Here is a 21,724-nt window from a genome sequence, read left to right on the forward strand (position 1 = left end):
AAATTTCTGAATGAACGTTTGCGCCTAGCCCCGCACGATAGCTGAGCCCAGCAGTCAGGTTTGCGTCTCACGGTTCCGTGGAATCGTCAACTGACCGGATCCTGCAGAACTGGATTGGCAATGCTATCGAGAGGCATTAGATGCAAGACTTCGCGCAGTTTCACGAAGAGTGCGAGCGGGGAGCCCGCTTAAACGAATTGGCCGATTTCTTTTCGTCCACTGCAGCAGGGCGGGCGGGAGTTCCTATTCGCCGGCCCTCTCTTGATTTCCGGCTTTTGGAACGCAACCCCGAGACTGAGCGGTTTGCCGCGCTACACGCAGTCAGACAGGGACCGTTCGATCAGCATTACCTGAGCAGCATTCCTTACCGATATGAAGAGGAGATAAGACTAGGGACGGCCATACTCCGATATTCGTCCGCACGTCAGTCTCCCCTAACCCTCTATAGCTTGGGAACGGCGGAAGGAACGATGGCGCGAACCATCAGCGAGCTTGCCGACGGGCAAATCCTGTCGCTGTCCTGCAGCCCAACCATCGAAAACCAGGAAAGCTTCTACGCTTGGGGCGTCCCAAAGCATGCCCAATTCTTCCTTGGCCCCTTTAATAAACTGTCACCGGAATCGCTCAGCCATACACCTGGGCTTCAGGACTTTGCGTCAGGTTTTGATATTATCTTCGAAGATACCACATTTCAAATGTACTCGCCGAACCGCCAGCAGCAGATCGCTTTTGTCCGACGTAATCTCAAGGCAAAAGGATTGATGATTTTTCTTGAGAAGTTCCGCAGCCAAGATGTCGAAGAGTATCGAAGGAGAGAACTTCAAAAGGATCACGGCTTTAAGGTCCGATATTTCAGCGAGGCCGAAATAAACCGCAAAAAGATAAATGTTTTGGAAACCATGAACCTCAATGAAGTCACTCTCGACGAAATGCGCTCCGTTTTGAGAGAAGTATTCTCATACGCATATATCATCTGGAACAGCGGAAACTTCTACTCGATTGCGGCAAGCAACAGCCTGAGAAATCTGGATTTGTTTGTCTCCTGCTTCGGACCTGCGGCTATTCCGTCTGAATACTCGTATGGCGAAGTGCCCGCCCCCTTTCTTCCCGTCCGCTAAAATTAGCTTCCTCACCAAACACTCGCGCATGTTCTGGACAGCCATATCTATTCCGCTCGTGAATATTGGAGGGTCGCAATCAACTGGTCAGAAATGTGACTCTTCGGACACTCATATTTCTGAATAACGAACGTGTCCCAGCTTGGATCGTCTGCCGATGGATACCATTGAGTGCACATTCCGAAAAATCGGTTCGAGAGGCCTCGTCATTTTCGAGAGAGATGGCATCCTTTTGAGACGATCTATCCCTCCCAGAGATTTCACGCTCGGAGACATCAACACCATCTTTGTCCAGATGCTACAGCAACTTCGTCAAAAAGACGTCCGCTTCGGCTTCATTTCCGACGCCAGAGGCATGACGGTCGGCACCCAGGGCGCGCCAGAATTTCTCGCGCTGACTTGTATCCTCGACGATCTATTGAAGGTTCGGGAGGTCGCGCCGGACTTCTGGATGACATGGGGCACCTTCCGCCAGGCTCGGGATGATCGGTCGGAAATGGCAGATGCGCATACGGTATTTCGAGCGATCGAGTGGTATGGCGTTGAAAAGAAGGAAGCCATGTTGGTCTGCAGCACCGCTGAAGGACGGCTTGCAGCAGTCGAGGCGGGCATCACCTACATCCAGTGGCCCCCCCCCATGGAAGGCGGTCACCGCGACCAAATAATTCCAGATGAATTCTGAACTTCCCTCCCTCCCGAAAATCGTGGCGCCAGATAGTTTGACACCGAGATCGAAAGAATACTGAGGCCGAGCCTGCCAGCCCGGATCGTGGACAAAAAAGAGGTCAACGACTGCGGTCCCGATCCTTTTCCTGGGGCGGGCGAAGCTTTATCGACTTTGGTGTCTCACGATCGCGCTGTTGCGCCTTCTCCCGTTCGCGAACCGAGCGATCTGCCTGCCGCGTGTCATGCTCGGCATTGGACCGGGCAATACGCGATTGGTCGACCAAGCGGTTGTTCGAGCTCTTGTTGATGACGCCCTGCTCCGCGATGTGGTCGCGACCTGCCGCCGACTTTGTTTCCAGGCTGTCCGAGCCACGCTTGTCCTTCCCGGACTCGGCACGATCGCGGTTTCTCTCAACCCGCGAATCGAGTTGTAGCCCGACGACCTTTCCGATGATCTTCGTCGCCTGCTCGAAGATCAGCCGATCGGACGGATTGGCTATTTTTGCCGCAAGGCTCAACGCGGTGTTCGCCAACGTTTCTTTCGCTGTCTTCGCCTGAGCAGCGCTAATAGGTGTCGATCGCAGCATGTACTCTTCGCCTTTCTCCTGCGCGGGGTCGCGGCCGGCATGAACGGCCACTTCCAGCCGCCGGTATTCGCGTTGCAGTCCAACCGATAGATCCTGGCTCAATTCGCGTGCCGTGCTGGGGGCAGACCGGTCTTTCGCTATTCCGTCCAGCATCTTGATAACCAGCCCGACCGAGCGCCGGCTTTGTTCGAGCCGTCTTCTGGCGTCCTCAAGTCGAGGCGCCGTCGGCGTGTCGCGAACCTTGGCCAAAACCTTATCGACCACGTTGCTCGGGGCTGTGGCTCCCATCCGCTGGAACATTTCCCATTCCCAACGCTTGACGGGCGGTGGGCCGGCACGCTCGATCCGTTTCTGGCGGTTGATCGGGATGCCACGCTCGCGCGCCTTCTCGGCGAAGCAGACGCGCCATTCCGTGAAGTCGCGGATGTTCGGATTGAGCGTCTTGCCACTGCCGTTGCGCAGTGCGACGATCACGTGCAGGTGCGGATGCTTCTCAAGATCGTTGCGATTGTGGACGGCATAGGCATAGCGATGCCCGGCGAATTGCTCTTTCAGAAAATCACGGCCGGCAAGGATGAACTGATCGCGGTTGACCTTTGCTGGTCCTGACAGCAACAGGTGCATGAAGTCCCGCGGCTGGCGGGTCTGTATGAGTGCCCCAACGATCTTTCCTTCCTCCGTCAGTTGCCTGTGATCGGTAGTCCTGACCTCGCGCCGCGCCGCGCCCTGCGTGTAGCGTCCACTCTTGCCGGGACGCTCCTCAATGTGTGTTTTGGTCGAGAGCGTCACCTCTGCGCCCCTCCGCTGCATGGCGTGCAGGGTTGCGGCCAGACCTTTGGGGCCGGACGAAAATTCGGCCGGGTAGCGCGAGATCGGCGTGATCCCCTCCCTCCGCAGAGCCTCGTACAGTCTCGCATCGATTACATGCACGGCCTCGGTCTCCCCGGGAAGGCGGTTGTGGCTGCTTCGATCCGACCTGTCTTTCTTTTCGTGCGCGATCACGAGCGCGAAATGGAGACGGGTCTGTCCCTTGACGCCATCGCTCACGCTGAACGCGTAGGTCCGGTCGGTGTCACCAGCCTGATGGAAACCATCTTCCGCGAGAGAACCGAGGGCGCGGGTTATGTCTTCGCCGCTGGCGTTTTCAAGCTCGTAGGTCAGACGAAGAACGTCATTGCTGCCCTTACGGCTGCAGAACTCCCTTTCCCAGGAACGCACGGCTTCGTTCAGGTCGGACACTTCACGGCCGTCCTGATCGTGTGCCTTTTCCTCCCTGCTCTGGTAGGAAAGCACATTTCGCGCAGAACCGGCGCCCGCACCATATGACAGGACCTTGACGACGACGGCGTTGTTGCCAGTCGCGCGGCTGAGCGCCGAAGCAGCACCTGGCTGCTTTGAAACGGCTCTCTTCCCTTTCGGCAACGACGGCCGCTTTCCACCTCCGCTTCCGCCGCCACCCCGGCGACGCAACTCATCTTCGATCAGGTCGAAATAGCTCGGCAACCGGCGAGCTTCCGATCTAGACCTCGAGTGACTTCTGGACAGCTCGTTCATCATGTTTCCTGATCAGGTCAACGATATAAGAGGATGGCCGGACGAAGGCGGCGTCACGGATCGCATCGAGTGCGCCCATGACCTCATCCAGCTTTTGTTCAATCGCCCTGGCGCCCCCGGCTCGTGCCCCCTGGTCCGTGAGAAACGCCTCGTTGCGAAAGGCAATTTCCCGCAGGAACTGGTGCATGTTTGCCAGCTGCCGGTCATGTTCATCGAGCATCGCCGAAACATGCATGATCTCCCTGGTGACGATCAGCTTGGCGACGATGTTGACGGAGACATCGAGCCGCCCGGCAAGAGCGTCGACATTGCTCAGCACGTGATCGGGCAGACGGAACATGATGGGCGGCTCTCTCATCCGATCTAGAGCCCCCTCGCCTTCAAAGCCTCAAGGATGAGTCTCAGCGTCGCCGACGACAATTGCTCGTGGCGCTCCAGCGAGACCCGGAAAATCTTCGTCAACACGTCATCATCGAGATAAAGCGATACGCGCTTTCGCTTCGCGGTCGCACCTGCTGCCGTAACCTGGCTCTTGGACGCCGATCGCTCACCACGCTGATGTTTGCCAGGGTCGCGTGCTTCCGGCGGCTGTGGCTCGGGAGGTACGGTTTCCTTCTGTTCTCGAACAGCGTCATCGGGCATCAGCGTTTCGAGGTCGATGTTCGTCGGCATATACGAGGTGGCGGCCTCTTCCATGTCTTTTGCCTGTTCTTCCCGCGATCGGGCAAGTGCGAGAATGTTTCCGGCCGACGTTCGTTCCCTCGACATCGTTTACGCCGCCTCCGCCTGCAGCAGGCCGATGAACTCGTTGTTGATCCGTTTCACGAGGTCGATTGCATCGAGCACGCTTTCCGAAGCCCGCCGCCTCGCCGACGGCGTCAGAGAAGAATTGTTCTCGATCCCGGCAAGCTTGGAATAGAGCGAGCCGTAACCGGCTCCGACATCGCTGAAATGGTTGCTTTTGCGGATGACGGTCTCGACCACGGGAATCCTCCCACTCGTCAGGATGGCGTGAACCTCCGGCAAGGACCGGTTGTGCTTGAGGGCGATCATGTCCACGTAGTTCCAGATGGCCGCATAAGGGATCGGCCCCCGATCGCGTTTCCTGGATATCTCCGTCAAGATCGTCGCCACCTTGATGGCCGACGTCGCGGCGGTAGGCTCGGGAATGACCGGGATGAGGATGGCGTCGCATTCGTGGTAGACCTCGACAGCGCGCTGATGCACGTAGCCGCCGACATCGTAGATGCGTATATCCGCTTCCGGTGCGTTTTCGAGCCGTTCCCGAAACCGGTCTCCCGGCGCAACGCGCAGATGCAGCAGGGTCCCGTCGGTCGGCAGCAGACCGCGTTTCATGGAAACATTGTACCAGCGCGTCGACGACTCCTGCTCGTCACAATCGACCAGCAAGGTCCGGTGCCCCTGTTGAGCAAACTCCGCGGCAAGATTGACGTTCAAAGTCGATTTCCCGGCACCGCCCTTGAAGGTCGAAATAGCAAGCGAGAGGGGTTTGACTGTCATGGAATTCCTCAATCTATTTGGTCAAAGCCAGCGCCGGGACGAACGAGTAGATCGCGAGGATCTCACTAGATAACGGTCCGCCGCGCGCGCAGGACCTGGGGCGCCGCTACTGGCAGCCCTTGGACCAGCGCCTGCTTTCAGACCCGATATTTCCCTTAGAGCAGTCCGCGCCGCCTCGCCGCGATCAACTCGTCATTCAGCATCATTTCGCGCTCGTGAGCCGCCTCGGCGATCGGATCCCTCCCCGGCCAAAACCGCAGGATTGGCAGGACAAGCACAAGAAAGAAGGTAATCGTCGCAGCCTTGAACCAGAAATACCGGTCATAGAGATCGGCCGCCCACTGCCACAGCGCCTGCGTCCATTCGGTCGGCAAAAGCACATACGAAACCGCCAGCGCGATTGCGTAGCCGGCAAAGGCCGCAAGGAACAAGCAGACAGCCGTCACCAGCAAGAAATTCGCGACCAGGATCAGAAACCACACCACCCGAAACGGAAAGGTGATGACCCTCAGCGCCTTTCGATACACCACCATCTGCTTGTCTCCACATGCAAATTGAGCATCGAGAAGACCTTACCTCAATCCTTGCGAGATTTCCAGACTTGCACTTCAGTATAATTTTGTGCATTCTCGAACAAGTCAACTAGTGACGGATGCGAGCATGAAGAACGGCGCATGGCGACCCGGTCGCCCCCTCTTTTGCACTCTTGTCGGTTTTTTGATCGTTCAGCCGATGACCGCGCGGGCGGACACCGCCGCGAGCTTCATCAGCTATTATCAGGACGCCTATGCGCAGGGGCGAGACCTCATTGCAGTGCCGCAAGCGCCGCTCGATACGTCGTCGATTGCGACGCGGCTCGATCTGAAGAGCGTCAGTCCAGAAGCGGCGTTGAGCGGCAGCGCCTTTTTCGCCGCCGACGGAACGATTATCAAGCTTGCCGGGGTTCAGGGTTGCCTTTCGACCGATCCAATAAAGTATCGCGGCGTGCCGGCGACATGCGCCATGATTTCGCTTGCGGGGATGACGGCAACCATCGGCAAGGCAAAGGCAAGCGCCGGCAGCGCCTTCCCCTGCCATGAACTGGGGCGAAAGCCTGGCAGACCGACCGTGCGCTTTGCGGAGTGTTTTTTCATGGAGGATGGAGGGGTGCGATCGCTTTCAGAAGCGCTCATCCGCGAGGGAATGGCGTTCGCCTCCCGTGACAGCGCCGGTCGCCCAATCTTTCCGGAATATGCGCGGGCCGAAGAAACGGCAAGGAATACAAGAAGCGGAATCTGGGCAAACGCCTGGTTCGCACATCCATATGGTGAGCGCTATCGCGCCAATCCAACATTACACTGATGCGGATCGGAGGGCTCATGCTGATTTCCACGATCGCAGTTTCCGGCCTGTATGCAAGCATCACCTTGGTGCCGATGCTTGCCGGTGCCCAGTTTCCACGTGGCGTCTCTCCCCGGATCGTTCCTGTCCAGGCGTCGGCAGCCGAACGTGCAGTAGCCGGCGACAAGGGCACTGCGTCATCGGAATTCGTGCCGTTCCCGGCCCAGGCTCAATTCGAGACCGGCGATAGCTGGGTCTCCGGCGGCCGGCGCTATCGGCTTTATGGACTGCAAGCGTGCCTGCGCGGCACCAGCATCAGGCTTTCCGGCGAGGCTGTCCGGGACTGCGGAGAGCTCAACGTGATCATGACGCAGGCGTTGGTCCGGGACACGAGACCGGTCTGCGCGCGCATACAGGAGATCGACCAGAACAATACGGTGGTCGCATGCCAGACGACAGCGGGCCAGCATCGCTACGATCTGGCAACCTACATGATCGCTCAAGGATGGGGATTTGCCGCGGTCGATGGCGCCGGCCAATTGATCGTTCCCGGCTATCGGGTTGCCGAGGACAGTGCGCGGGCAGTACGCGCAGGCCTGTGGGCCTATTCGGACTTGCCACATCCCGTCACCGTCCTCATGCAGCAGGCGGAGACATCGCGATGAAACTTGTCACTCTCTCGATGGCATTGCTCGCCGCGACCTCGACGGCATCGCTGGCGCAAGGCCGCCCAAACGACGTGCCACGCCAGATTTACGGCAAGGTGCAGGTCATCGATGGCACCACATTCGAATTCATCAACAGCCGTCTGGTCGTGCGGCTCGCTGGATACGAAGCCCCTCGCCCGGACCAGGCGGCGACGAGCGAAGGTGTGACGTGGCCGGCAGGACAGGTCTCGCGCGCCTGGATGATCCTTCGAACACTGGGCCAGGACGTCAATTGCGCACCGATCGCTCGCGACAACAACAGGACCCTGATCGCCCATTGTTTTGTTGGCGAATCCAACCTGGCAGCGACGGCGATTGCCGAAGGCATCGGCTACGCCTTCAATTATCGCAATGAACCTCATGTCTCCGCTTATTTCGATATCGAGAGAAAGGCCCGAGGGCTTGGTTTCGGCGTCTGGTCGTCATCCGACTTGGATCCTCCTTGGCTCTACACATCCACGGTGCGTGAAGAGAATCCCGACAGACGTTCACCAGAGTCCCAAGGTGGCCTTCCCCTTCCCCTGCCCCTGCCCCTGCCTGTCGTCCCAAACAATTCGCTGTCCCTCACGGACGCGCACGGAGGTTGAATGAAACGCTTTTTCAAATCCTTGGGAATTGCGACGCTGCTTTTCGGCTTTGTCCCTCTTGCGGCCAGTGCGCAAGACGGCGCCACCCAAACGCAGATCGAACGGCGCGATCCCGATTTTTGCGGCGCGGGCGGCGCCGGTTGCGATTCCGCCGAGGTGCAGCAATGGAAGGCAGTCGGCACCAGGCTTGCGGACCTCTCCTCGGCAGACCTCAGCCAATATGCCTATGCCTGCGCCCAGCATCGTGAATGGAAGAAGGTTTGCGAAACCGATCCGATCGCCATCCTGAAGCGCCTCGGAATCGAGGGATATTGAGGTCGCCGATGAGCAAGCCTCACAATGGAGCGCTGATCCCTGCAGCAATCGCTCTCTTCGTCGGAACGGGCGGCGGATACGCCATCAGTGAGCTGGTACGAAGCGGTCAGACTGAGGAGTTCGAACAAGAGATCGCCCGTCTGAAAAAAGAGGCCCAGCAAAGATCACAAGTAGAGGTTCCAAGCGACGAGGAGGCGAGTGCCGCGATCGCAAGATCGGGCCGCTCGATCCGGATTTCGGAATGCAAACCGCGCCAGGCCGTACCCGGCGTCACCTGTACCGGCATTATCAGCACGACGAGCGGCTCGTTCGCAGGGACGAAACAACCCGGTGTCCTATCTTTTGCAAAGATCGACGGCACCTGGACGCAAGTTCAATAGGAGATGCAAAGGAGGCAAACAGTGAAATCGATCGTGATCTGTGCCGCAGGTTTGATCGCTGTGGGCGCCGGGCTGCCGGCGGCAGCAAAAGCCGAGGATGCCTCCTGGGGATGCCAGGTCCTGCTGTGCGCGGCATCAAAGAATCCGTCCTGGCATGGCGTCCCCTATTGCGTTCCGCCAATGACAAGGCTCATCGCGGCCATGTCGAAGCCCGGGTTCTCGTGGCCCATTTGCCATGAAGCCAAGGCGGGAAGGCCCGGGCGCGAGATTTACGAGGACTGCCCTGCGGGAACGACCGTCGGCTACAGCTCGCAAGACGACCGCGGCTGGCGTGGTGAACCCGACCAGTGCATTAGGCGGGTCGACGTCTGCCGGGCGTCGGGCCAGCGCGATGGCGATGCCCGGTCGGCCGGGTTGACGATCAACCGGCGTTTCGGTCGGGACGGCGAGGACTGCATCCAGCAGGTCGCCACTCCGAGGCCGCGACGCGCCGATCCCTGGTTTTTCGATGTTCCGAATGACAACGGTGCGAAGGAACGATTCTGGTTCAATCTGAACCACTAGCGCTCGCCCGCCGCAGCCATGGCGCTCGTAAGGATCAGGGCGTCGTCGCGGCTTTCTTTTGTCTGCGGCGCGCTTTCCAGACCGCGACCCGATGGAGATCGTCTTCGGTGATCTTGAGCAAATCCTCGATAACGACGTTCCATTCGCGCTGCATCTTGTCGAGGGTAGACAGCTTGACGTCACGCATGGCGCGGGTCACCTGTGACATATATGCTTCAGTCACCCCAAGCTGCTCGGCCAATTCCTTGTTCGTCAACTTGCGCTCGGCCTTCAATCGCTCCAAGCCAATGGCGAGCCTTTCCTGGAACGACAGCGAGTTCAATGACGAAATGTCGACCGGCTCGACCGGAATATTGCGTTTCAAACGGGGCATCGATCGCCATCCCTCGCCGAAGACGCCAGCGAGCTATGACAGGCAGACACGCGCTCGGACACACGGCAGTGCTTGTCGCCGCGACGTGTTCGCAAGACCTTCGATATTTCCTTGTTCATCCAATACCCGATACCGACTGGAAACCGACACGACCAAGCGTAAACCGATTGTTGTCTATCTTTCGTTTTGGGCAGTTCACAACTTCGTTACGCTGCTTACACCTATACCGCTACGATCAGGTGGTGCAAGAGGACTGGTGAATGCTTGCGGTCCACACAACGACCCGCAAGCTGACCACTCGCGGATCGCATGCGTATAGTCGTCCGCAACAGTCCAGGTAACGGGCTGGCCGAGCTCACCGCAACCGAGGCGGCCGCGCTGCGTGCCTGGTATGGCGATGCGGCGTCCAACGAGGAAAAGGCGATCGCCCTTGCGGCGATCAGGCAGGCTAGGGTGATGAATGGCTGGATCGAATGCGATTGCCTCACCGGCCGGTTCCAGCCATTGCTCGCTCCGATCCAGCAGGAGCGCACATTCACCCTGCGGCGGCTGACACCGAAGGACGCGGACCCGCTTCGGCACGAGGAGCGGCCGAACCATGCACACATCTGCCCCTTCCATGTCGACAGGGATGCCACGCCGGCGCTCGTCGATCAAAGCTATCACATCCGGCCGGTGCGAAAATCCGACCGCAGTTACATCGACGCGCTGCCGGCCATTCCCGACCGCCTTGCGGATGTCGTGGACCGCGACCCCGCACGCTCCTTAGAGCGGAACGACCGGCCCTCCAGACTTGGCGGTATCCTGTGGCGCCTGCTCGATGATGCCGACATGAACGTGATCCGGCCGCTGCAGGAAGATGCCAATCTTGCGCTGCGAGATCAGCTCTCGAAACTCCGTGCCGCCGCGAAAGAGCTCAGGGTGCTGCGGACCTGGACGCTCAACGCCTTGCTGTCGACCTGGGCGGCGGATTACCGGGAGCCCGACAGCCGATGGCAGCGGTTGCTCGAGACGTCGCGCCCGGATTGGCCGGCAACGCTTCGCCGCACGGGTTTCATGCTGCTGCTTTCGACAAGCGTTTCGCCACAGGCGATCATGCCGGCGTCGTCATCGCGCCCCATCGACGTAGTTGGCAAAGTGCGGCAGCCGCTTCGAGGAGATCCAGCACGTCGCGGCCCCTTCCTGACGTTGCTGAATGTCGACTTTCAGGACGACGACGAAGGACCGGTGCGGGCAATCCAGGCCTATGCGCAGCCGGTCTACAATGGCGACACGCTGTTTCCGGTGGAATCCGGTTTCGAGCGGGAGGTTTCGCATCTGTTGTTCTGGCTGCAGCAGTCTCTGTTCGATGCCGCCCCAGAACTTCGCATCAAGATTACCAAGCCGCTTTTTGCGTCGGAAACGCTGCTCGGACCATGCCGGCCGGACTTCGTGATCGAAGCAACCTACAAGGAGCGTAAGCCCGTAACGCTCATCATCGAGGCTTTCGGCATGGAAATCGAGAAATATCGAGAAGCCAAAGACAAGACCGTGCAGCGAATGAAGCATCTCGGGCCGATTTTCGGCATCTTTCCCGAGGATCTCGCGGAGGCGAACGCTTCAAGCACCGCCAAACGCCTGCAGGACTGGGTGATCGATCAGATACGTCATGCATAGCCAATACAAATGCGACTGGAAATTCTTCAACCAATCGCCAAATTAATCGGGCTGCCCGCCCCTATCCGGTCCTGATCTTAAGCGAGAGCACCAGCGTCATGGGTTGATTGGGAGAGCATAGGAAACCATAGTGCTCGTAAAAGGCTTTGGCGTCTTCGGAAATCGCATGCACAAGAAGGCCGCGAATGCCCATGATGGACGCCGCCTGCGATGTGCGAAGGACGGCATCCTGCAAAAGCGCCGCGCCCAATCCCCTGCCCTGCCAACCGCGATCGATGGCAAGCCGACCAAGAACCGCCATGGGAATTGGATCTGGCATGTTTCGCCGAACCGATCCCGGCGCATCGGCCAGATCGAGCGCGCCAGACGCAAGGCAATAATAGCCGACGACGCGCTGCCCCTCGGCGACGACATAGGTCCGGGACGCACCGCTGACCTGATTGGGTCGCGCGCGGCGGCGCAGCCATTCATCGAGCGTATCGTTTCCGCTCTGGAACAGGTCAAGGTCATGCGCCTCCTCAAGAAGCGCCGGAGCGGAAAGCATCAGGACTGCCAAGGCTTGGGCGCGTTCATCAACCGCTCGAAACCTTCCCCATTCGGCGGCTGATCGAGGACGGAGAGGAAGTGGCGATAGCTGTCCTCATCAACCCGCACAAGAGTTTGGTCGAGCAAGGCGTCTTCCGCAGCGCGGTAAGCCGCATCGATCATGAAATCCGTGCGGCTCTTGCCGCGAATGCTGGCGGCGCGATCGATCACCTTGCGCACGTCCTCGCGGATACGCAGGTGGACCGGCTTGGCATGTGAGTCCGTCAACGATTTTGTGGCCATGTGTAGATTCCTTTCCAAGCCACGATAACACAACCAGATACACAATGTGTATCTAAAAATGAGCAGCATAGGGGGCGAACAAAACGGCCGGATCCTCGGACGGAACAGCTGTCGCGCGGACGCCTCTGGTCGTGCTCCAGCTTCGACAAGATGGCCCGTATGCAGATCGCGCTGCTGTCCGCGTGGAACATTCCCGATTTGAGTGGCGTGATCGGTATACCACCGAGCACGCAAGCAATTATCAGTCATCGCGCCGTCTGGACGCATCCAGCTCACGTTTCGCAGCATCAAGCAGGGCTTCCTCAACGGGAACCAACACCTCCGGCGGGCAGCTTCCGAACATGCGCGACACGAGTTGGTCGGCAAGTTCCGACAACCGCGGCTTCAGCCTGTCCGGAAACAGACGATCAATCTCGTCGGCGTCAGCATCGAGGCGCTCGAGTTCGGCCCTTATCGCGCGCATCTCCATTTCCCGCTCCTTCACCATCAGCCAGAGGCCCGGATCGGCCCTGGCTGCGGCGACGATCCGTTCGAGACTGCGCGCGTCCGAAAGATGGCGATCTGCAAGGTGTTCAATCCTGGCCATGATATCATTCTCCTTATCGGCGGGCGCAACGACCCGGTTTCGTCCTGCGCGTTAAATCGGCGATGGCCGGGTCGCTCCGCTCCACGTCCCTCAGCTAGTTTTCCGATTGATCCGCGCCTTCGCGCAGAGGATCGCGGGCTAGGTCAGCGAATTCGCGCAGCCAGGCCCGCGAACTGTCCTCCGTCAGACGGTTGGAGAGAGTGTCGATCAGCAGCTCGACATCCGGGTTCAATTCCGTCGGCTCGATCGGCTTTTCTTCGGCCTGCCGGAAGACCGCCTCGTTCAAGGCCTGGAGATCATCTCCGAATGCCTCTTTCACCTCCTGGCGCCGCAGAACGGGCGAACCGGTCTCCCGGTTGAGAGGACTCTCGGCCGGAGCGGATCGATTGCCTTGCTGATTGCGCCGTCGTGCAGGCGACCCCGAATAGGAATTTCGATTGAGCTTCTCCTCGTCGATATCGAGATCCATGTCATTGGCCGCCCTGGCGCGAGGACCTCTCGCCTTGCCACGCGTCTCTTTCCAGCCGGCTGCGTTGCAGGCAGGCTTGCGTCCCGCCTGCGGCTCTTCGCTGTGAAGCTCTTCTTCGGTAACACCCGCAGCCCGTTTCTCATCGAGATCCAGCCGGCGGCGCAGTTCATCGAGGGAGGAAATATAGACATGGCGAACGCCCTCCTTGACGATGAAACGAAGTTCCTGTGGCCGCCTCGCCCGTTCGATGGCCGCAAGATCGATGTCAGATCCGGGCGCCGGGGCCCCCTGCCGATCGGTTGGATTCGCGGCCTTCGTCGCCGGCGGCGCCACCGGATTGAAGTTGTCGCTGTCGGCAACCGTCCACTCGACCGGCTTCAGACAGGGCTTTCCCACCATCTTGAACTTCCGTACCTTCGCGAACATGCGTTCGCCGCCGGAGTCCAGTTTCATGATGCGCATCAGCGGCATGCCGGTGACCTGCAGGATCGCCTCTTCCGGTTTCATCATCATCAGCGTATTGACCGGCAAGAGGTCGACCGAAACCGGCACCTTCGAAATCGACCGCTGCCTGCGGCCATGGCGATGGGAATAGGACGATTGCTCGACCCATTCCGTCGTTTTTCCGGCCGCCAACGACACCGCCGTCGCATCGTCCTGGTTCTGGAAATTCATGAATACCTTGATTGTCGAGGCGCCCATGAGGATCTTCTGGCCCGATCGCTGGTACAACCGCTCCAGTTGGGCGCCGTCCTGGAGGATGAAGACGAAGCGGACCCCGTTCTTGCGGATCAGCGGCGCGAGCGTCAGCACCGTATCGATACGGCCGCCATTACCGAACTCGTCGAGCATCATCATGACCTCGTGTTCGCCATTGCGCAGCCACCCCATCTGGACGAGCTTGTCGGCCATCTGCTGGATGAACATCGAGATCAACCGCTCATAGATCTGCATGGCATTCCAGTCCGCCTGGATATAGATAACGATCTTGCGCCGGCGAATGCTGTCGATCGGGATGGTGGTGATCGAGGTGAGCGCTTCGACCAGGGGATTTTGCAGAAAGTTGAGCTTGGCGACGATCTCCGCCGCGATCCCCTCACCCAGCTTCTCATGACGGCCGGCAAACTTGGTGAGCTGCATGCGGGTCTGGTCGGACAGGACCGTCTCGTAGTTTTCCAGCAGTTGCACGATTGCCTTCCGCTCGTCCGACATGGAATTGAGGATGCGGTAGAGTTCGCTCAGCGACTTGCGCGTGTCCGGGCATTCGAGGACGAAACCAAGCATGGCGGTGAACAGAATTCTCGCGCTCTCTTCCCAGAAATCGGAGGAGTCGGACCGCAGGCGCTCCGGCAGCAGCATCTGTGTCAATTTCTGGAGGTCAGTAATTCGCTGATGCGGGTCGTCGCTGATCAGATCGAGCGGATTGTAGCCGTCCGTGAATTTCGAGCCGGGGGCCAGCAGATAGGTCTCGTAACCCTTGCTCTTCAGATAGCCGGAGGTCTCCTCGAACAGTTCGCCGCTCATGTCGAGCACGACCTGCGAGCCCTCGAAGCTCATCATGGATGGAATGACGAAGCCGCGCGATTTGCCCTGCCCCGGCGAGCCGATGAGCATCACATGCTGGTCGCCGTCATTGCGCAGCAAAAGCCCCTGTTTCAGCCCGAGCACGATGCCGTGCTTGTCGCGCAGGCGAAAATCGGCCGCATCCTTTAAGGTCGCCAACCGCGCCTTGCCCATGATCATCCGCTGGCGCTTCTGGATCGCAGCACCAATCGGAAACCCGACCAAGGCGCCGGCGGTGGCAAGACCGGCGAGCGCTGCAAGAACTGTCTGTCGCGAAGGCCGCTGATATGCGCCGGTGGCGTCGGTCGCGCCGAATGGCACCTGGTACATGGCGGCGAGATGATTGCCATAGTAGCTGGCGATATCGGCATGCGCGCCGGCCCTGGTTGCAACAAGATAAAAGGCAAGACCATAAACAACGGCGCCGGCCCAGGCGGCGGTAAAGATGAGCGCCGTCATCGCGATCAGGCTGAACATCGACCGCACATGCAGGAGGTAGAGGATCTTGCGCGAGAGCGCCCTGCCCGCCTTCAGCATCCACAGGCACAGCAGGAAAAACAGGAACGGCGAGGCAAGAGCAAATGCCAGAAGTGACAATCCAACCGTATTGCGGGTGTGAATGATCGACCAGGTGTAGCGGGCGGCCTCGGTGAAGCGCACCTGTCCCACATAGTCGAAATATGACGCCGATCCGAACGACGTGAGATAGGCATCGTAGATCAGCGTAAAAAAGACGAGCCACACGGCGCCGGCGCCCAGGAGGGCGACAGGCAATGTCAGGAAAGACAATTTCTGAAGGCCCGACCATTTCGGGCGATCAGTCTCTTCGTCCGTGTACGCGCTGGCCATGTTCATCAACCTCGTCGGCAAAATAGATCTCGCTGACGCCGCGGCCGCCGGCGGCATCACTTTTCTTCAACTGGACCACAATCGGGACGATCGAGCGGATGTAGCGGATGATGTCGTCGCGCTCCATGCGGACATTGCTGTTGAGCACCAGCGTCGACAGCCTGTTGAAGGCGTGATGGGGCGAGTTCGCGTGGATGGTCGACATCGAGCCCGGATGGCCGGTGTTGATGGCGTTGAGGAAGTCGAAGGCCTCGTCGCCGCGCAACTCACCCATGAAAATGCGGTCGGGGCGAAGACGTAGTGCGGTGGCCAGGAGATCGGCCATCGTCACCCTCGCCTCCCCCTGGCCGCCTTTCGAGACGAGCAGCGAAACGACATTTTCCTGTAACGGCTCCAGCTCGGCAGTATCCTGCATCAGGATGAAGCGCTCATGCTTCGGGATGGCGGTCAGCATCGTATTGAGGAATGTCGTCTTGCCGGTCGAGGTACCTCCCGAGATCAGCATGCTGCGGTGATTGACGGCGGCCAGCTCCAGGAATGGCCTCACCTGTCCGGTCCGCAGCAGACGCGAGAGCTCAACGTCGACGTCATCAATATAGTCGTCGCCCGTCACCTTGGTGAAACGGAAGGCGCCTGCCTTCTCATAGTCGTTGAGGTCGAAGTGGCGGATGAACTGCTTGCGGATCGAGAAGGCGTGCCCGGTTGCCGACGTCGGGTTCAAGACGAACTGGACGCGCTCGCCGCCGTCAAGCGTCGCCGACAGAAGCGGATTTTCGGCGTTGATCGTCTGCTTGGTGAAGGACGCGGCGCGTGACGCCATGTGGCGGATCGCCTCCTGGTCCAGTCCAACGATCTCCTGCCGCACCATCCGAAGCTGGCCGATCTTTTCCAGCCAGATCTCGTTGCTGCGCTGGCAAGAGATCTCGACCACGGCAGGATCGTCGAGGAATACGCGGATTGGCTCCAGCGCCTCGGCCAGAAAATGCTGTTCGGCGGAAATCGCGGGACGTGCGTTCATTTGCCGTATCTTACCTTGCGCAGCCGCTCGAATTCCTCGCGCACCGGATCGGGATAAAGCCCGGCGAAGTCGAGGTCGCGCGTCACGAAGACGTTGATATCGGACCCTTGCGGAATATGGATTGTCGGCCGGATATTGCGGCTGTCCTGAAAGGCTTCATTACCCAGTTGCTGAATCCCCGCGGCAATGGTCTCGGCAGCAATCTCGCGGGCACGATCCTGCGATGTTTCGCCATTGTCTTGCGGGATGCGGGTGACGCTGCCATTGTCGTTGACGATGGTGATGTAGCGGTCTTGCCTCTGGCCGAGCTGGGCGATGTATTGCGTCGCGCCGCCGATCAGCGTCATCAGTGCCGGCGGCCCGAACCGTTCCCAATATTTCCGGTCGACGATGCCGGTCATGCCCGAACGCCCAAGCCGGTCGGTGCCATAGGAGCCGAGCTGCACCGAGACGCCGTCGCCGCGGATCATTCGGGTCCAGACGATCAGGACCCGCTCCTGCCCGCGTTCGACGCCGGACTTGTAGTCGCCGATCAGCGAGGAACCGGCGGGGATGAGGATGCGGCGGCCGTCAAAGGAATAGACGTCCGCGCGGACAATTCCCTTGACCATGCCGGCGAGGTCGGAATTGATGGCCGTCTCCAGCGTCCCGCGGATCATCGTGCCCTGTGGAATCCAGGCGTCCGCGCGGCGGTTTTCTGTCGCGACCGACACCTCGACCCCCTGCCCGCCGATTGTCTTCAGAAAGGCGCGATCGTTGTCGACAGTTGCCCCTTCCGAACCGGCCGATGCCTGAGCGGACGACGAAGCATCGCCACCGAAGGCTCCCGCGCCTGTGGCATCGGCGGATGCCCGCGCCGCACCGTTCGCCTGGTCCGACTGGTCGAAAACCATGGCCGAAGACCGTACACGCTCCAGCAGTTTCGCCTCCCTCGCAAGTTCGATGCAGCGGGGGTGATCGGCATTGTTGCCCCTGGAGCAATCCACTTCCACCGGCGGTGCGACCGGGACGGCGGCCGGCACGAGCGGGGCTGGCGGCGGGGGTGGAGGCGGCGGAGCCACAGGCACCTCCACCGTGGGCAGCGGTGGCGGCGAAGGCGTCCGGAAGCCCTCGCTGCGCGGCGTCTGCACCGGCCGGAACTCCTCACGTGGCGTCGTGTCGATTGCCGGTTCCTGCTCGCCGCCGGCAAGTAGAAAGTAGAGGACGACACCAACACCGGCGATCCCGGCGACAACCGCGATCGGGCGCATCAGCCCTATTCCCGATCGCCTGACCTCTCCGCCGATGGCGGTATCGGTGTCGATCGAATGGTAGTTGGGATCGGACATGGCGCGTCTCCTATCGTGACGTCGATTGTTGATGCGTGGCTCCGCCGCCGATCCGTTTCGGCGCTACCGCACCTTCGATCGGCGCCGGGATATCGGCGGGCGTGGTCCGGAGATTAAAGAGGCAGGTCTCGAGCTCTGTCCCATAGCGCAGCGTCCACTGCCGTGAGACCTTGTCGATGACGATGTAATCGGCTTCGCGACGGTAATTGACGAGGCTCTCCCGCCGATTGCCATCGACGATGAAGATTGCCGGAACGTCGCCGGTGAACTTCATGAAGGTCTTCAACCCGTCATCGAAAACCCAGAGCGGCTTGGCGCCGTCGCTTCCCTTGAAGCCGTAATCGTAGTTCACCTTGTCGCGACGGATGTTTTTGATGTTCGGATTGCGCTCGGCCTCCTGCGCCTGCCTCCAGAGTTCGGCCGTTCCCTTGAGGCCGGCGTCCTCGGGATAGATGAACCGCAGCTTGAAAGTCTGGTTGTGCATCGCCTTGCTGTCGTTGATGCGCAGATCGAAGGAATAGGTTCGCTTCGTCGTCACGACCGAAAGATTGGTCGCCGCGTCCTTTTCCATCGGCTTCAAGGTCAGAGAACGCCGGTCGGCCGAGGTCAGGATCTGCCAGGAAACGGTGTCGCCAGCCACGACCTGGGTAATCTCCTCGTCCGCTCCGAAGAGGATCGTCGTCACCAGGCCGTAGGTGCCCGTCACCAGAAACACCTGTTCCGCCGAATAGGGAAGCGACCGGATTCTCGGGTCAAGCCGTCCCGGCCGGGCGACCAGTTCGGCGTGGGCTACCGTCGGCGCGAGCAGCATCAAAAGGGATATCGCCGCCGTCCGCCGCATCATGGAGTAATCCCCGACGGCATGGTTTCGGGGACCTTCGCATATTCGGTGACGACGAAGCCGAGTGGGTTGTAGAGACGAACCCTGTTGCTGGCGGGCAGATTGATCTGCCGGTAGCGCACGGTCGCCGACCAGCGATTGACGACCTCGCCGCCGCGCTGCCGTTCCCGCGTCTCGAAGCGGACAGCCATCGTCGAGGGATTGAGCGGATTGACCGACAGGATTTCCGGGCGGATCTCGCCGGTGGCGCCAAGCATCTTGACCGGCCCCTGCGGATTGGAGGGGTTCATCCACGCCTCATAATCCTTGAACGCTTGAGAGCCCGGTTCGGACCAAAGGGCGATCATGTCGAAATTATCCGACAGATAGCGGGGATCGTAGGTTTCGCGCCGGATCACGTAATTGCCGGCGAAGGCTGCGCGAACGGCCTGGTTCTCCGAGACGCCTGTGCGGTCCTTTTCGAGCGTGGTCACCGTCTCCATGTAGCCGGTGTTCCTGTCGACGATCAGCGGCACGACCTCGGTTCGGACAAGCGGAAAGAGCTGTGCCACCGAAAACGACAGCACGCCGGCGACGGCCCAGCCTGCCACGGCGAAAACCAGCAGGATCAGGCCGACCAGGGTCCGAAGCGAGCGGTTCTTTTCGCCCCAGGACAAATGCTGATCGTAGATCTCCTGTGGGCCAGAAACATGATCGGTCGGGGCGGCTTTCAATTGCCTTTTGAACAATGCCAAGTGCTGTCCTCGAAATCTCGGTCGTCAAAAACCTGAAGTCATCTGCGCCATTGTTCCGGTCACTCGCCGTTGCGGCGGCGGTTCGTGAGCATTCGGCCGAGCGCGCCCGTACCGGCAATTGTGCCAGCCATTGCGCCGCGCGCGGCAAGACCACTCGCCGCCACCGCGCCTTTCGGTCCGGCGAGCAGGCCAAGTGCGGCGGCGGCGGTTTGCCCGGCCCTGGAATTGCTGGATGCGAGCCCTGAACGGGCGGCGCCATAGATCCCGGGGACACCACCACCGCCCGGAACAGCCGAGGTCATCGTGCCGTAGGCGAAGGTGCGGGCGAAGTCCGGAACCTGGAAAATGAAATAGGAGATGAGCGCCAGGTAGAGCACCATGGCAAGCACGATGGCGAGCGCGTTTTCCCTCGTCGCCATGTCGCCATTGATCGTATCCATCATGCCGATCAGGAACCCGAACGACAGCCCGGCCATGATGTAGGTGAAGAGCAGCATGAACATGCCGTAGGCGATACCCCTCACCCAGGCGTCGAAGACGAAGCGGGAGATGCCGAAGAAATAGGAAAGAATGGCGATCGGCCCGATCGCCAGCATGACGGCGGTAATCATCTTCGCGAACAGCGTCACACCGGTCAGAATGAGCAGCATCGGCAGGAGGCCGAAGACGAGCACGATAAAGACCACCACGGCGCCGGTGACATTCGGCAGCCATCCGGATTCGTAGGAATTGAAGAGCTGCATGGCAAAGTCGTAGACCTTGCGCGCCATACTGGCGACCTGGCTGGCGAGATCGGAGCCGGCGGATCCCCCGCCCATCTCCGAGGAGATGGCCGCACCAAGGTCCTGCGGCGACGACAGCACGAACTGGCCGATATTGTCGTAGAAGGTGGCCCAGGACATGACCAGCGCATAGGCGAGCGCAAGCTTCGAGGCGGTGATAGCCATATCCTGCAAGGAGATGCTCGAGAGGCCCAGTGCACCCCAGAGAAAATAGAGGATGAGAAACAGCGCCAGGATAGTCGAGATCAGATTGCCGTTTTCGGCAAACAGCCCCCAGGCTCTTTCCATGGACGCTTCGTTGATCTTGTCGAAATAGCTGAGTGCATCGCCATAGAAATTGACCGCGTAGCTGACTGGATCCATCTCGCCCCCTTAAAATGGATTGACCGGCCGCATCGGGCCGCAATCATCGGTCGCGGCCACCAGCGCCTGTTCCGGCGGCGTCGGAGCCTGTTCTCTGTTGTAGCCAAGTGCGGGCACGGGGTTTTCGTCAGCCGAGCATTTCGCCAGTTGCTCGACCTTGCCGCCGCAGCCGGAAAGCGCTGCACCGCTGAGCATCAACATGAGCAAAACCCTCACTGGTTCTGCTCCTCGAACGCCTGCAACTGGTCGCGAACCGAGACGCCCTGCCCGCCGGCCCCGCCGCCGCGCATGACGCTGTCGGGCAGCGTCGCGAAGGTTTTGAGATTCTGGGACGAGGTTGCGAGTGCTGCCTTGTATTGCTGATTCAAAAGCATGACCTGGTTGTTGAGCGAGCCGACGGCCTCATTGGCGGTCTGGTTGCCCTGAAGCACCATCTGGGTGTTCTGCTCCAGCGCCCCCTTCAGGTCGTGCGCCGTGCCGATCTGCTGCGTTGCCGCCGTGAAGGAATCCTGCCGGTCCTTAGTGGCGCTGTTCATCGCCTCGGTCAGCGCCGTCATGGTCGTCAGCGCGTTGATGCCTTGCGAATAGGCCTGGTTTGCGCCGGACATCTCACCGCCCTTGACCGTATCGACGACCATCTTAACCAGGTTCAGCCCGTTGATCAGCCTGGCCGCCGTGTTCTGGAACTCGCCGCCGATCCCGCCGAACAGCGCCTGGTTTCCCGACAGGATGCTGTTGAAATCAGGGGCCTGCCCCATACTGAATCCATTGCCGGTCGCAAGTTTTGCGAACTGGCTGGCGTCCTGCGTCCGGTCGCCGGTGATCGCCTGCAGCGTCTTGGTCGTGTTGTCCTTGACGACCGATGTATCTTCCTGGATCTGCTTCGAAAGCCGTTCGATCTCCTGGCTTATCGAGATATTGGCCGAATCCTTGACCGGCACCTGAGCAGCGGCCTGCGATATGGCAGCCAAGCTGATGGCTGTTGCGACAACGAATTTTCTCATCTGCCTGTCCT

Annotated in this window: 26 protein-coding genes; 9 read left to right on the top strand and 17 right to left on the bottom strand. The window is 60.0% G+C overall.

The window, feature by feature from the left end; translation table 11 throughout:
* Nucleotides 1–140 precede the first annotated feature (140 nt).
* Together I8E17_RS32625 and I8E17_RS32630 are read left to right on the top strand one after the other, a co-directional pair.
* Nucleotides 141–1,118: a class I SAM-dependent methyltransferase gene (locus I8E17_RS32625; protein WP_209159785.1), complete on the top strand. Its 978-nt coding sequence runs from the start codon at nucleotides 141–143 to the stop codon at nucleotides 1,116–1,118.
* 142 nt (nucleotides 1,119–1,260) lie between these two features.
* Complete coding sequence (locus I8E17_RS32630; protein ID WP_219256753.1) at nucleotides 1,261–1,800, top strand: hypothetical protein; 540 nt, start codon at nucleotides 1,261–1,263, stop codon at nucleotides 1,798–1,800.
* A gap of 103 nt (nucleotides 1,801–1,903) precedes the next feature.
* On the opposite strand, the gene I8E17_RS32635 is transcribed toward I8E17_RS32630, so the two are convergent.
* The 5 genes from I8E17_RS32635 to I8E17_RS32655 form a co-directional block, all read right to left on the bottom strand.
* Entirely contained in the window at nucleotides 1,904–3,610 is a 1,707-nt protein-coding gene (locus I8E17_RS32635) for a relaxase/mobilization nuclease domain-containing protein (protein WP_229002285.1), read from the bottom strand.
* A 280-nt stretch (nucleotides 3,611–3,890) separates the two neighbouring features.
* Nucleotides 3,891–4,265 (bottom strand): hypothetical protein, encoded by a 375-nt coding sequence (locus tag I8E17_RS32640; RefSeq protein WP_229002286.1) that lies wholly within the window; start codon nucleotides 4,263–4,265, stop codon nucleotides 3,891–3,893.
* 23 nt (nucleotides 4,266–4,288) lie between these two features.
* Complete coding sequence (locus I8E17_RS32645) at nucleotides 4,289–4,693, bottom strand: hypothetical protein (RefSeq protein ID WP_209159789.1); 405 nt, start codon at nucleotides 4,691–4,693, stop codon at nucleotides 4,289–4,291.
* Between the two features lie 3 nt (nucleotides 4,694–4,696).
* Nucleotides 4,697–5,446 carry a ParA family protein gene (locus I8E17_RS32650; RefSeq protein WP_209159790.1) on the bottom strand — a complete coding sequence of 250 codons (750 nt, stop codon included), beginning with the start codon at nucleotides 5,444–5,446 and terminating at the stop codon, nucleotides 4,697–4,699.
* 155 nt (nucleotides 5,447–5,601) lie between these two features.
* Entirely contained in the window at nucleotides 5,602–5,979 is a 378-nt protein-coding gene (locus tag I8E17_RS32655; RefSeq protein WP_209159791.1) for a hypothetical protein, read from the bottom strand.
* 127 nt (nucleotides 5,980–6,106) lie between these two features.
* On the opposite strand from I8E17_RS32655, the gene I8E17_RS32660 reads away from it, so the two are divergent.
* Genes I8E17_RS32660 through I8E17_RS32685 form a run of 6 tightly spaced genes read left to right on the top strand, consistent with a single transcriptional unit; the run spans nucleotide 6,107 to nucleotide 9,319 of the window.
* A complete protein-coding gene (locus I8E17_RS32660; RefSeq protein WP_209159792.1) occupies nucleotides 6,107–6,787 on the top strand; it encodes a thermonuclease family protein in 681 nt (226 codons plus the stop codon).
* A 17-nt stretch (nucleotides 6,788–6,804) separates the two neighbouring features.
* The gene (locus I8E17_RS32665; protein WP_209159793.1) at nucleotides 6,805–7,431 is read left to right on the top strand and encodes a thermonuclease family protein; all 627 of its coding nucleotides are present in this window, start codon (nucleotides 6,805–6,807) and stop codon (nucleotides 7,429–7,431) included.
* Nucleotides 7,428–8,060, top strand: a complete 633-nt coding sequence (locus I8E17_RS32670; RefSeq protein ID WP_209159794.1) for a thermonuclease family protein — start codon at nucleotides 7,428–7,430, stop codon at nucleotides 8,058–8,060. Before I8E17_RS32665 ends, I8E17_RS32670 begins: the two co-directional genes overlap by 4 nt.
* Nucleotides 8,061–8,375: a hypothetical protein gene (locus tag I8E17_RS32675; RefSeq protein ID WP_209159795.1), complete on the top strand. Its 315-nt coding sequence runs from the start codon at nucleotides 8,061–8,063 to the stop codon at nucleotides 8,373–8,375.
* A gap of 8 nt (nucleotides 8,376–8,383) precedes the next feature.
* Nucleotides 8,384–8,755, top strand: coding sequence for a hypothetical protein (locus I8E17_RS32680; RefSeq protein ID WP_209159796.1), 372 nt, complete (start codon nucleotides 8,384–8,386; stop codon nucleotides 8,753–8,755).
* Nucleotides 8,756–8,785: 30 nt separating this feature from the next.
* Nucleotides 8,786–9,319, top strand: a complete 534-nt coding sequence (locus tag I8E17_RS32685) for a hypothetical protein (protein WP_229002329.1) — start codon at nucleotides 8,786–8,788, stop codon at nucleotides 9,317–9,319.
* 34 nt (nucleotides 9,320–9,353) lie between these two features.
* On the opposite strand, the gene I8E17_RS32690 is transcribed toward I8E17_RS32685, so the two are convergent.
* Entirely contained in the window at nucleotides 9,354–9,692 is a 339-nt protein-coding gene (locus I8E17_RS32690; RefSeq protein WP_209159798.1) for a helix-turn-helix domain-containing protein, read from the bottom strand.
* Between the two features lie 309 nt (nucleotides 9,693–10,001).
* Here I8E17_RS32690 and I8E17_RS32695 point away from each other — a divergent pair, with 309 nt between their 5' ends.
* Complete coding sequence (locus I8E17_RS32695; RefSeq protein WP_209159799.1) at nucleotides 10,002–11,348, top strand: hypothetical protein; 1,347 nt, start codon at nucleotides 10,002–10,004, stop codon at nucleotides 11,346–11,348.
* Nucleotides 11,349–11,409: 61 nt separating this feature from the next.
* Here the strand turns inward: I8E17_RS32695 and I8E17_RS32700 are convergent, their stop codons facing one another.
* The 11 genes from I8E17_RS32700 to I8E17_RS32750 all read right to left on the bottom strand — a co-directional run bounded on the left by I8E17_RS32700 (nucleotide 11,410) and on the right by I8E17_RS32750 (nucleotide 21,713).
* Nucleotides 11,410–11,892 carry a GNAT family N-acetyltransferase gene (locus tag I8E17_RS32700; RefSeq protein WP_209159800.1) on the bottom strand — a complete coding sequence of 161 codons (483 nt, stop codon included), beginning with the start codon at nucleotides 11,890–11,892 and terminating at the stop codon, nucleotides 11,410–11,412.
* A complete protein-coding gene (locus tag I8E17_RS32705) occupies nucleotides 11,892–12,176 on the bottom strand; it encodes a DUF1778 domain-containing protein (protein WP_209159801.1) in 285 nt (94 codons plus the stop codon). The genes I8E17_RS32700 and I8E17_RS32705 overlap by 1 nt, the downstream gene beginning before the upstream one ends.
* A gap of 241 nt (nucleotides 12,177–12,417) precedes the next feature.
* Entirely contained in the window at nucleotides 12,418–12,762 is a 345-nt protein-coding gene (locus I8E17_RS32710; protein WP_209159802.1) for a hypothetical protein, read from the bottom strand.
* Between the two features lie 94 nt (nucleotides 12,763–12,856).
* A complete protein-coding gene (locus I8E17_RS32715; protein WP_209159803.1) occupies nucleotides 12,857–15,643 on the bottom strand; it encodes a type IV secretory system conjugative DNA transfer family protein in 2,787 nt (928 codons plus the stop codon).
* Nucleotides 15,612–16,661: a P-type DNA transfer ATPase VirB11 gene (virB11, locus tag I8E17_RS32720; RefSeq protein ID WP_209159804.1), complete on the bottom strand. Its 1,050-nt coding sequence runs from the start codon at nucleotides 16,659–16,661 to the stop codon at nucleotides 15,612–15,614. The genes I8E17_RS32715 and virB11 overlap by 32 nt, the downstream gene beginning before the upstream one ends.
* On the bottom strand, nucleotides 16,658–17,989 hold the full coding sequence (gene virB10 / locus I8E17_RS32725) for a type IV secretion system protein VirB10 (protein WP_209159805.1): 1,332 nt from the start codon (nucleotides 17,987–17,989) through the stop codon (nucleotides 16,658–16,660). Before virB10 ends, virB11 begins: the two co-directional genes overlap by 4 nt.
* A gap of 10 nt (nucleotides 17,990–17,999) precedes the next feature.
* Nucleotides 18,000–18,833 (bottom strand): TrbG/VirB9 family P-type conjugative transfer protein, encoded by an 834-nt coding sequence (locus tag I8E17_RS32730; RefSeq protein WP_209159806.1) that lies wholly within the window; start codon nucleotides 18,831–18,833, stop codon nucleotides 18,000–18,002.
* Nucleotides 18,830–19,564 (bottom strand): type IV secretion system protein, encoded by a 735-nt coding sequence (locus I8E17_RS32735; RefSeq protein ID WP_209159807.1) that lies wholly within the window; start codon nucleotides 19,562–19,564, stop codon nucleotides 18,830–18,832. Before I8E17_RS32735 ends, I8E17_RS32730 begins: the two co-directional genes overlap by 4 nt.
* Nucleotides 19,565–19,623: 59 nt before the next feature.
* Entirely contained in the window at nucleotides 19,624–20,709 is a 1,086-nt protein-coding gene (locus tag I8E17_RS32740) for a type IV secretion system protein (protein WP_209159808.1), read from the bottom strand.
* 9 nt (nucleotides 20,710–20,718) lie between these two features.
* The gene (locus tag I8E17_RS32745) at nucleotides 20,719–20,925 is read right to left on the bottom strand and encodes a hypothetical protein (protein WP_209159809.1); all 207 of its coding nucleotides are present in this window, start codon (nucleotides 20,923–20,925) and stop codon (nucleotides 20,719–20,721) included.
* Entirely contained in the window at nucleotides 20,922–21,713 is a 792-nt protein-coding gene (locus tag I8E17_RS32750) for a conjugal transfer protein (RefSeq protein WP_209159810.1), read from the bottom strand. Before I8E17_RS32750 ends, I8E17_RS32745 begins: the two co-directional genes overlap by 4 nt.
* Between the last annotated feature and the right edge of the window lie 11 nt (nucleotides 21,714–21,724).

The organism is Rhizobium sp. AB2/73, from assembly GCF_020871915.1.
In the GTDB taxonomy this organism is placed as follows: domain Bacteria; phylum Pseudomonadota; class Alphaproteobacteria; order Rhizobiales; family Rhizobiaceae; genus Rhizobium; species Rhizobium dioscoreae.

Coding starts and splice junctions, on each gene's coding strand:
- I8E17_RS32675 (WP_209159795.1), top strand. CDS start 8,061: ATGAAACGCTTTTTCAAATCCTTGGGAATTGCGACGCTGCTTTTCGGC.
- I8E17_RS32640 (WP_229002286.1), bottom strand. CDS start 4,265: ATGTTCCGTCTGCCCGATCACGTGCTGAGCAATGTCGACGCTCTTGCC.
- I8E17_RS32705 (WP_209159801.1), bottom strand. CDS start 12,176: ATGGCCACAAAATCGTTGACGGACTCACATGCCAAGCCGGTCCACCTG.
- I8E17_RS32730 (WP_209159806.1), bottom strand. CDS start 18,833: ATGATGCGGCGGACGGCGGCGATATCCCTTTTGATGCTGCTCGCGCCG.
- I8E17_RS32740 (WP_209159808.1), bottom strand. CDS start 20,709: ATGGATCCAGTCAGCTACGCGGTCAATTTCTATGGCGATGCACTCAGC.
- I8E17_RS32665 (WP_209159793.1), top strand. CDS start 6,805: ATGCTGATTTCCACGATCGCAGTTTCCGGCCTGTATGCAAGCATCACC.
- I8E17_RS32650 (WP_209159790.1), bottom strand. CDS start 5,446: ATGACAGTCAAACCCCTCTCGCTTGCTATTTCGACCTTCAAGGGCGGT.
- virB11 (WP_209159804.1), bottom strand. CDS start 16,661: ATGAACGCACGTCCCGCGATTTCCGCCGAACAGCATTTTCTGGCCGAG.
- I8E17_RS32645 (WP_209159789.1), bottom strand. CDS start 4,693: ATGTCGAGGGAACGAACGTCGGCCGGAAACATTCTCGCACTTGCCCGA.
- I8E17_RS32710 (WP_209159802.1), bottom strand. CDS start 12,762: ATGGCCAGGATTGAACACCTTGCAGATCGCCATCTTTCGGACGCGCGC.
- I8E17_RS32750 (WP_209159810.1), bottom strand. CDS start 21,713: ATGAGAAAATTCGTTGTCGCAACAGCCATCAGCTTGGCTGCCATATCG.
- I8E17_RS32625 (WP_209159785.1), top strand. CDS start 141: ATGCAAGACTTCGCGCAGTTTCACGAAGAGTGCGAGCGGGGAGCCCGC.
- I8E17_RS32690 (WP_209159798.1), bottom strand. CDS start 9,692: ATGCCCCGTTTGAAACGCAATATTCCGGTCGAGCCGGTCGACATTTCG.
- I8E17_RS32700 (WP_209159800.1), bottom strand. CDS start 11,892: ATGCTTTCCGCTCCGGCGCTTCTTGAGGAGGCGCATGACCTTGACCTG.
- I8E17_RS32670 (WP_209159794.1), top strand. CDS start 7,428: ATGAAACTTGTCACTCTCTCGATGGCATTGCTCGCCGCGACCTCGACG.
- I8E17_RS32715 (WP_209159803.1), bottom strand. CDS start 15,643: ATGGCCAGCGCGTACACGGACGAAGAGACTGATCGCCCGAAATGGTCG.
- I8E17_RS32680 (WP_209159796.1), top strand. CDS start 8,384: ATGAGCAAGCCTCACAATGGAGCGCTGATCCCTGCAGCAATCGCTCTC.
- virB10 (WP_209159805.1), bottom strand. CDS start 17,989: ATGTCCGATCCCAACTACCATTCGATCGACACCGATACCGCCATCGGC.
- I8E17_RS32655 (WP_209159791.1), bottom strand. CDS start 5,979: ATGGTGGTGTATCGAAAGGCGCTGAGGGTCATCACCTTTCCGTTTCGG.
- I8E17_RS32660 (WP_209159792.1), top strand. CDS start 6,107: ATGAAGAACGGCGCATGGCGACCCGGTCGCCCCCTCTTTTGCACTCTT.
- I8E17_RS32695 (WP_209159799.1), top strand. CDS start 10,002: ATGCGTATAGTCGTCCGCAACAGTCCAGGTAACGGGCTGGCCGAGCTC.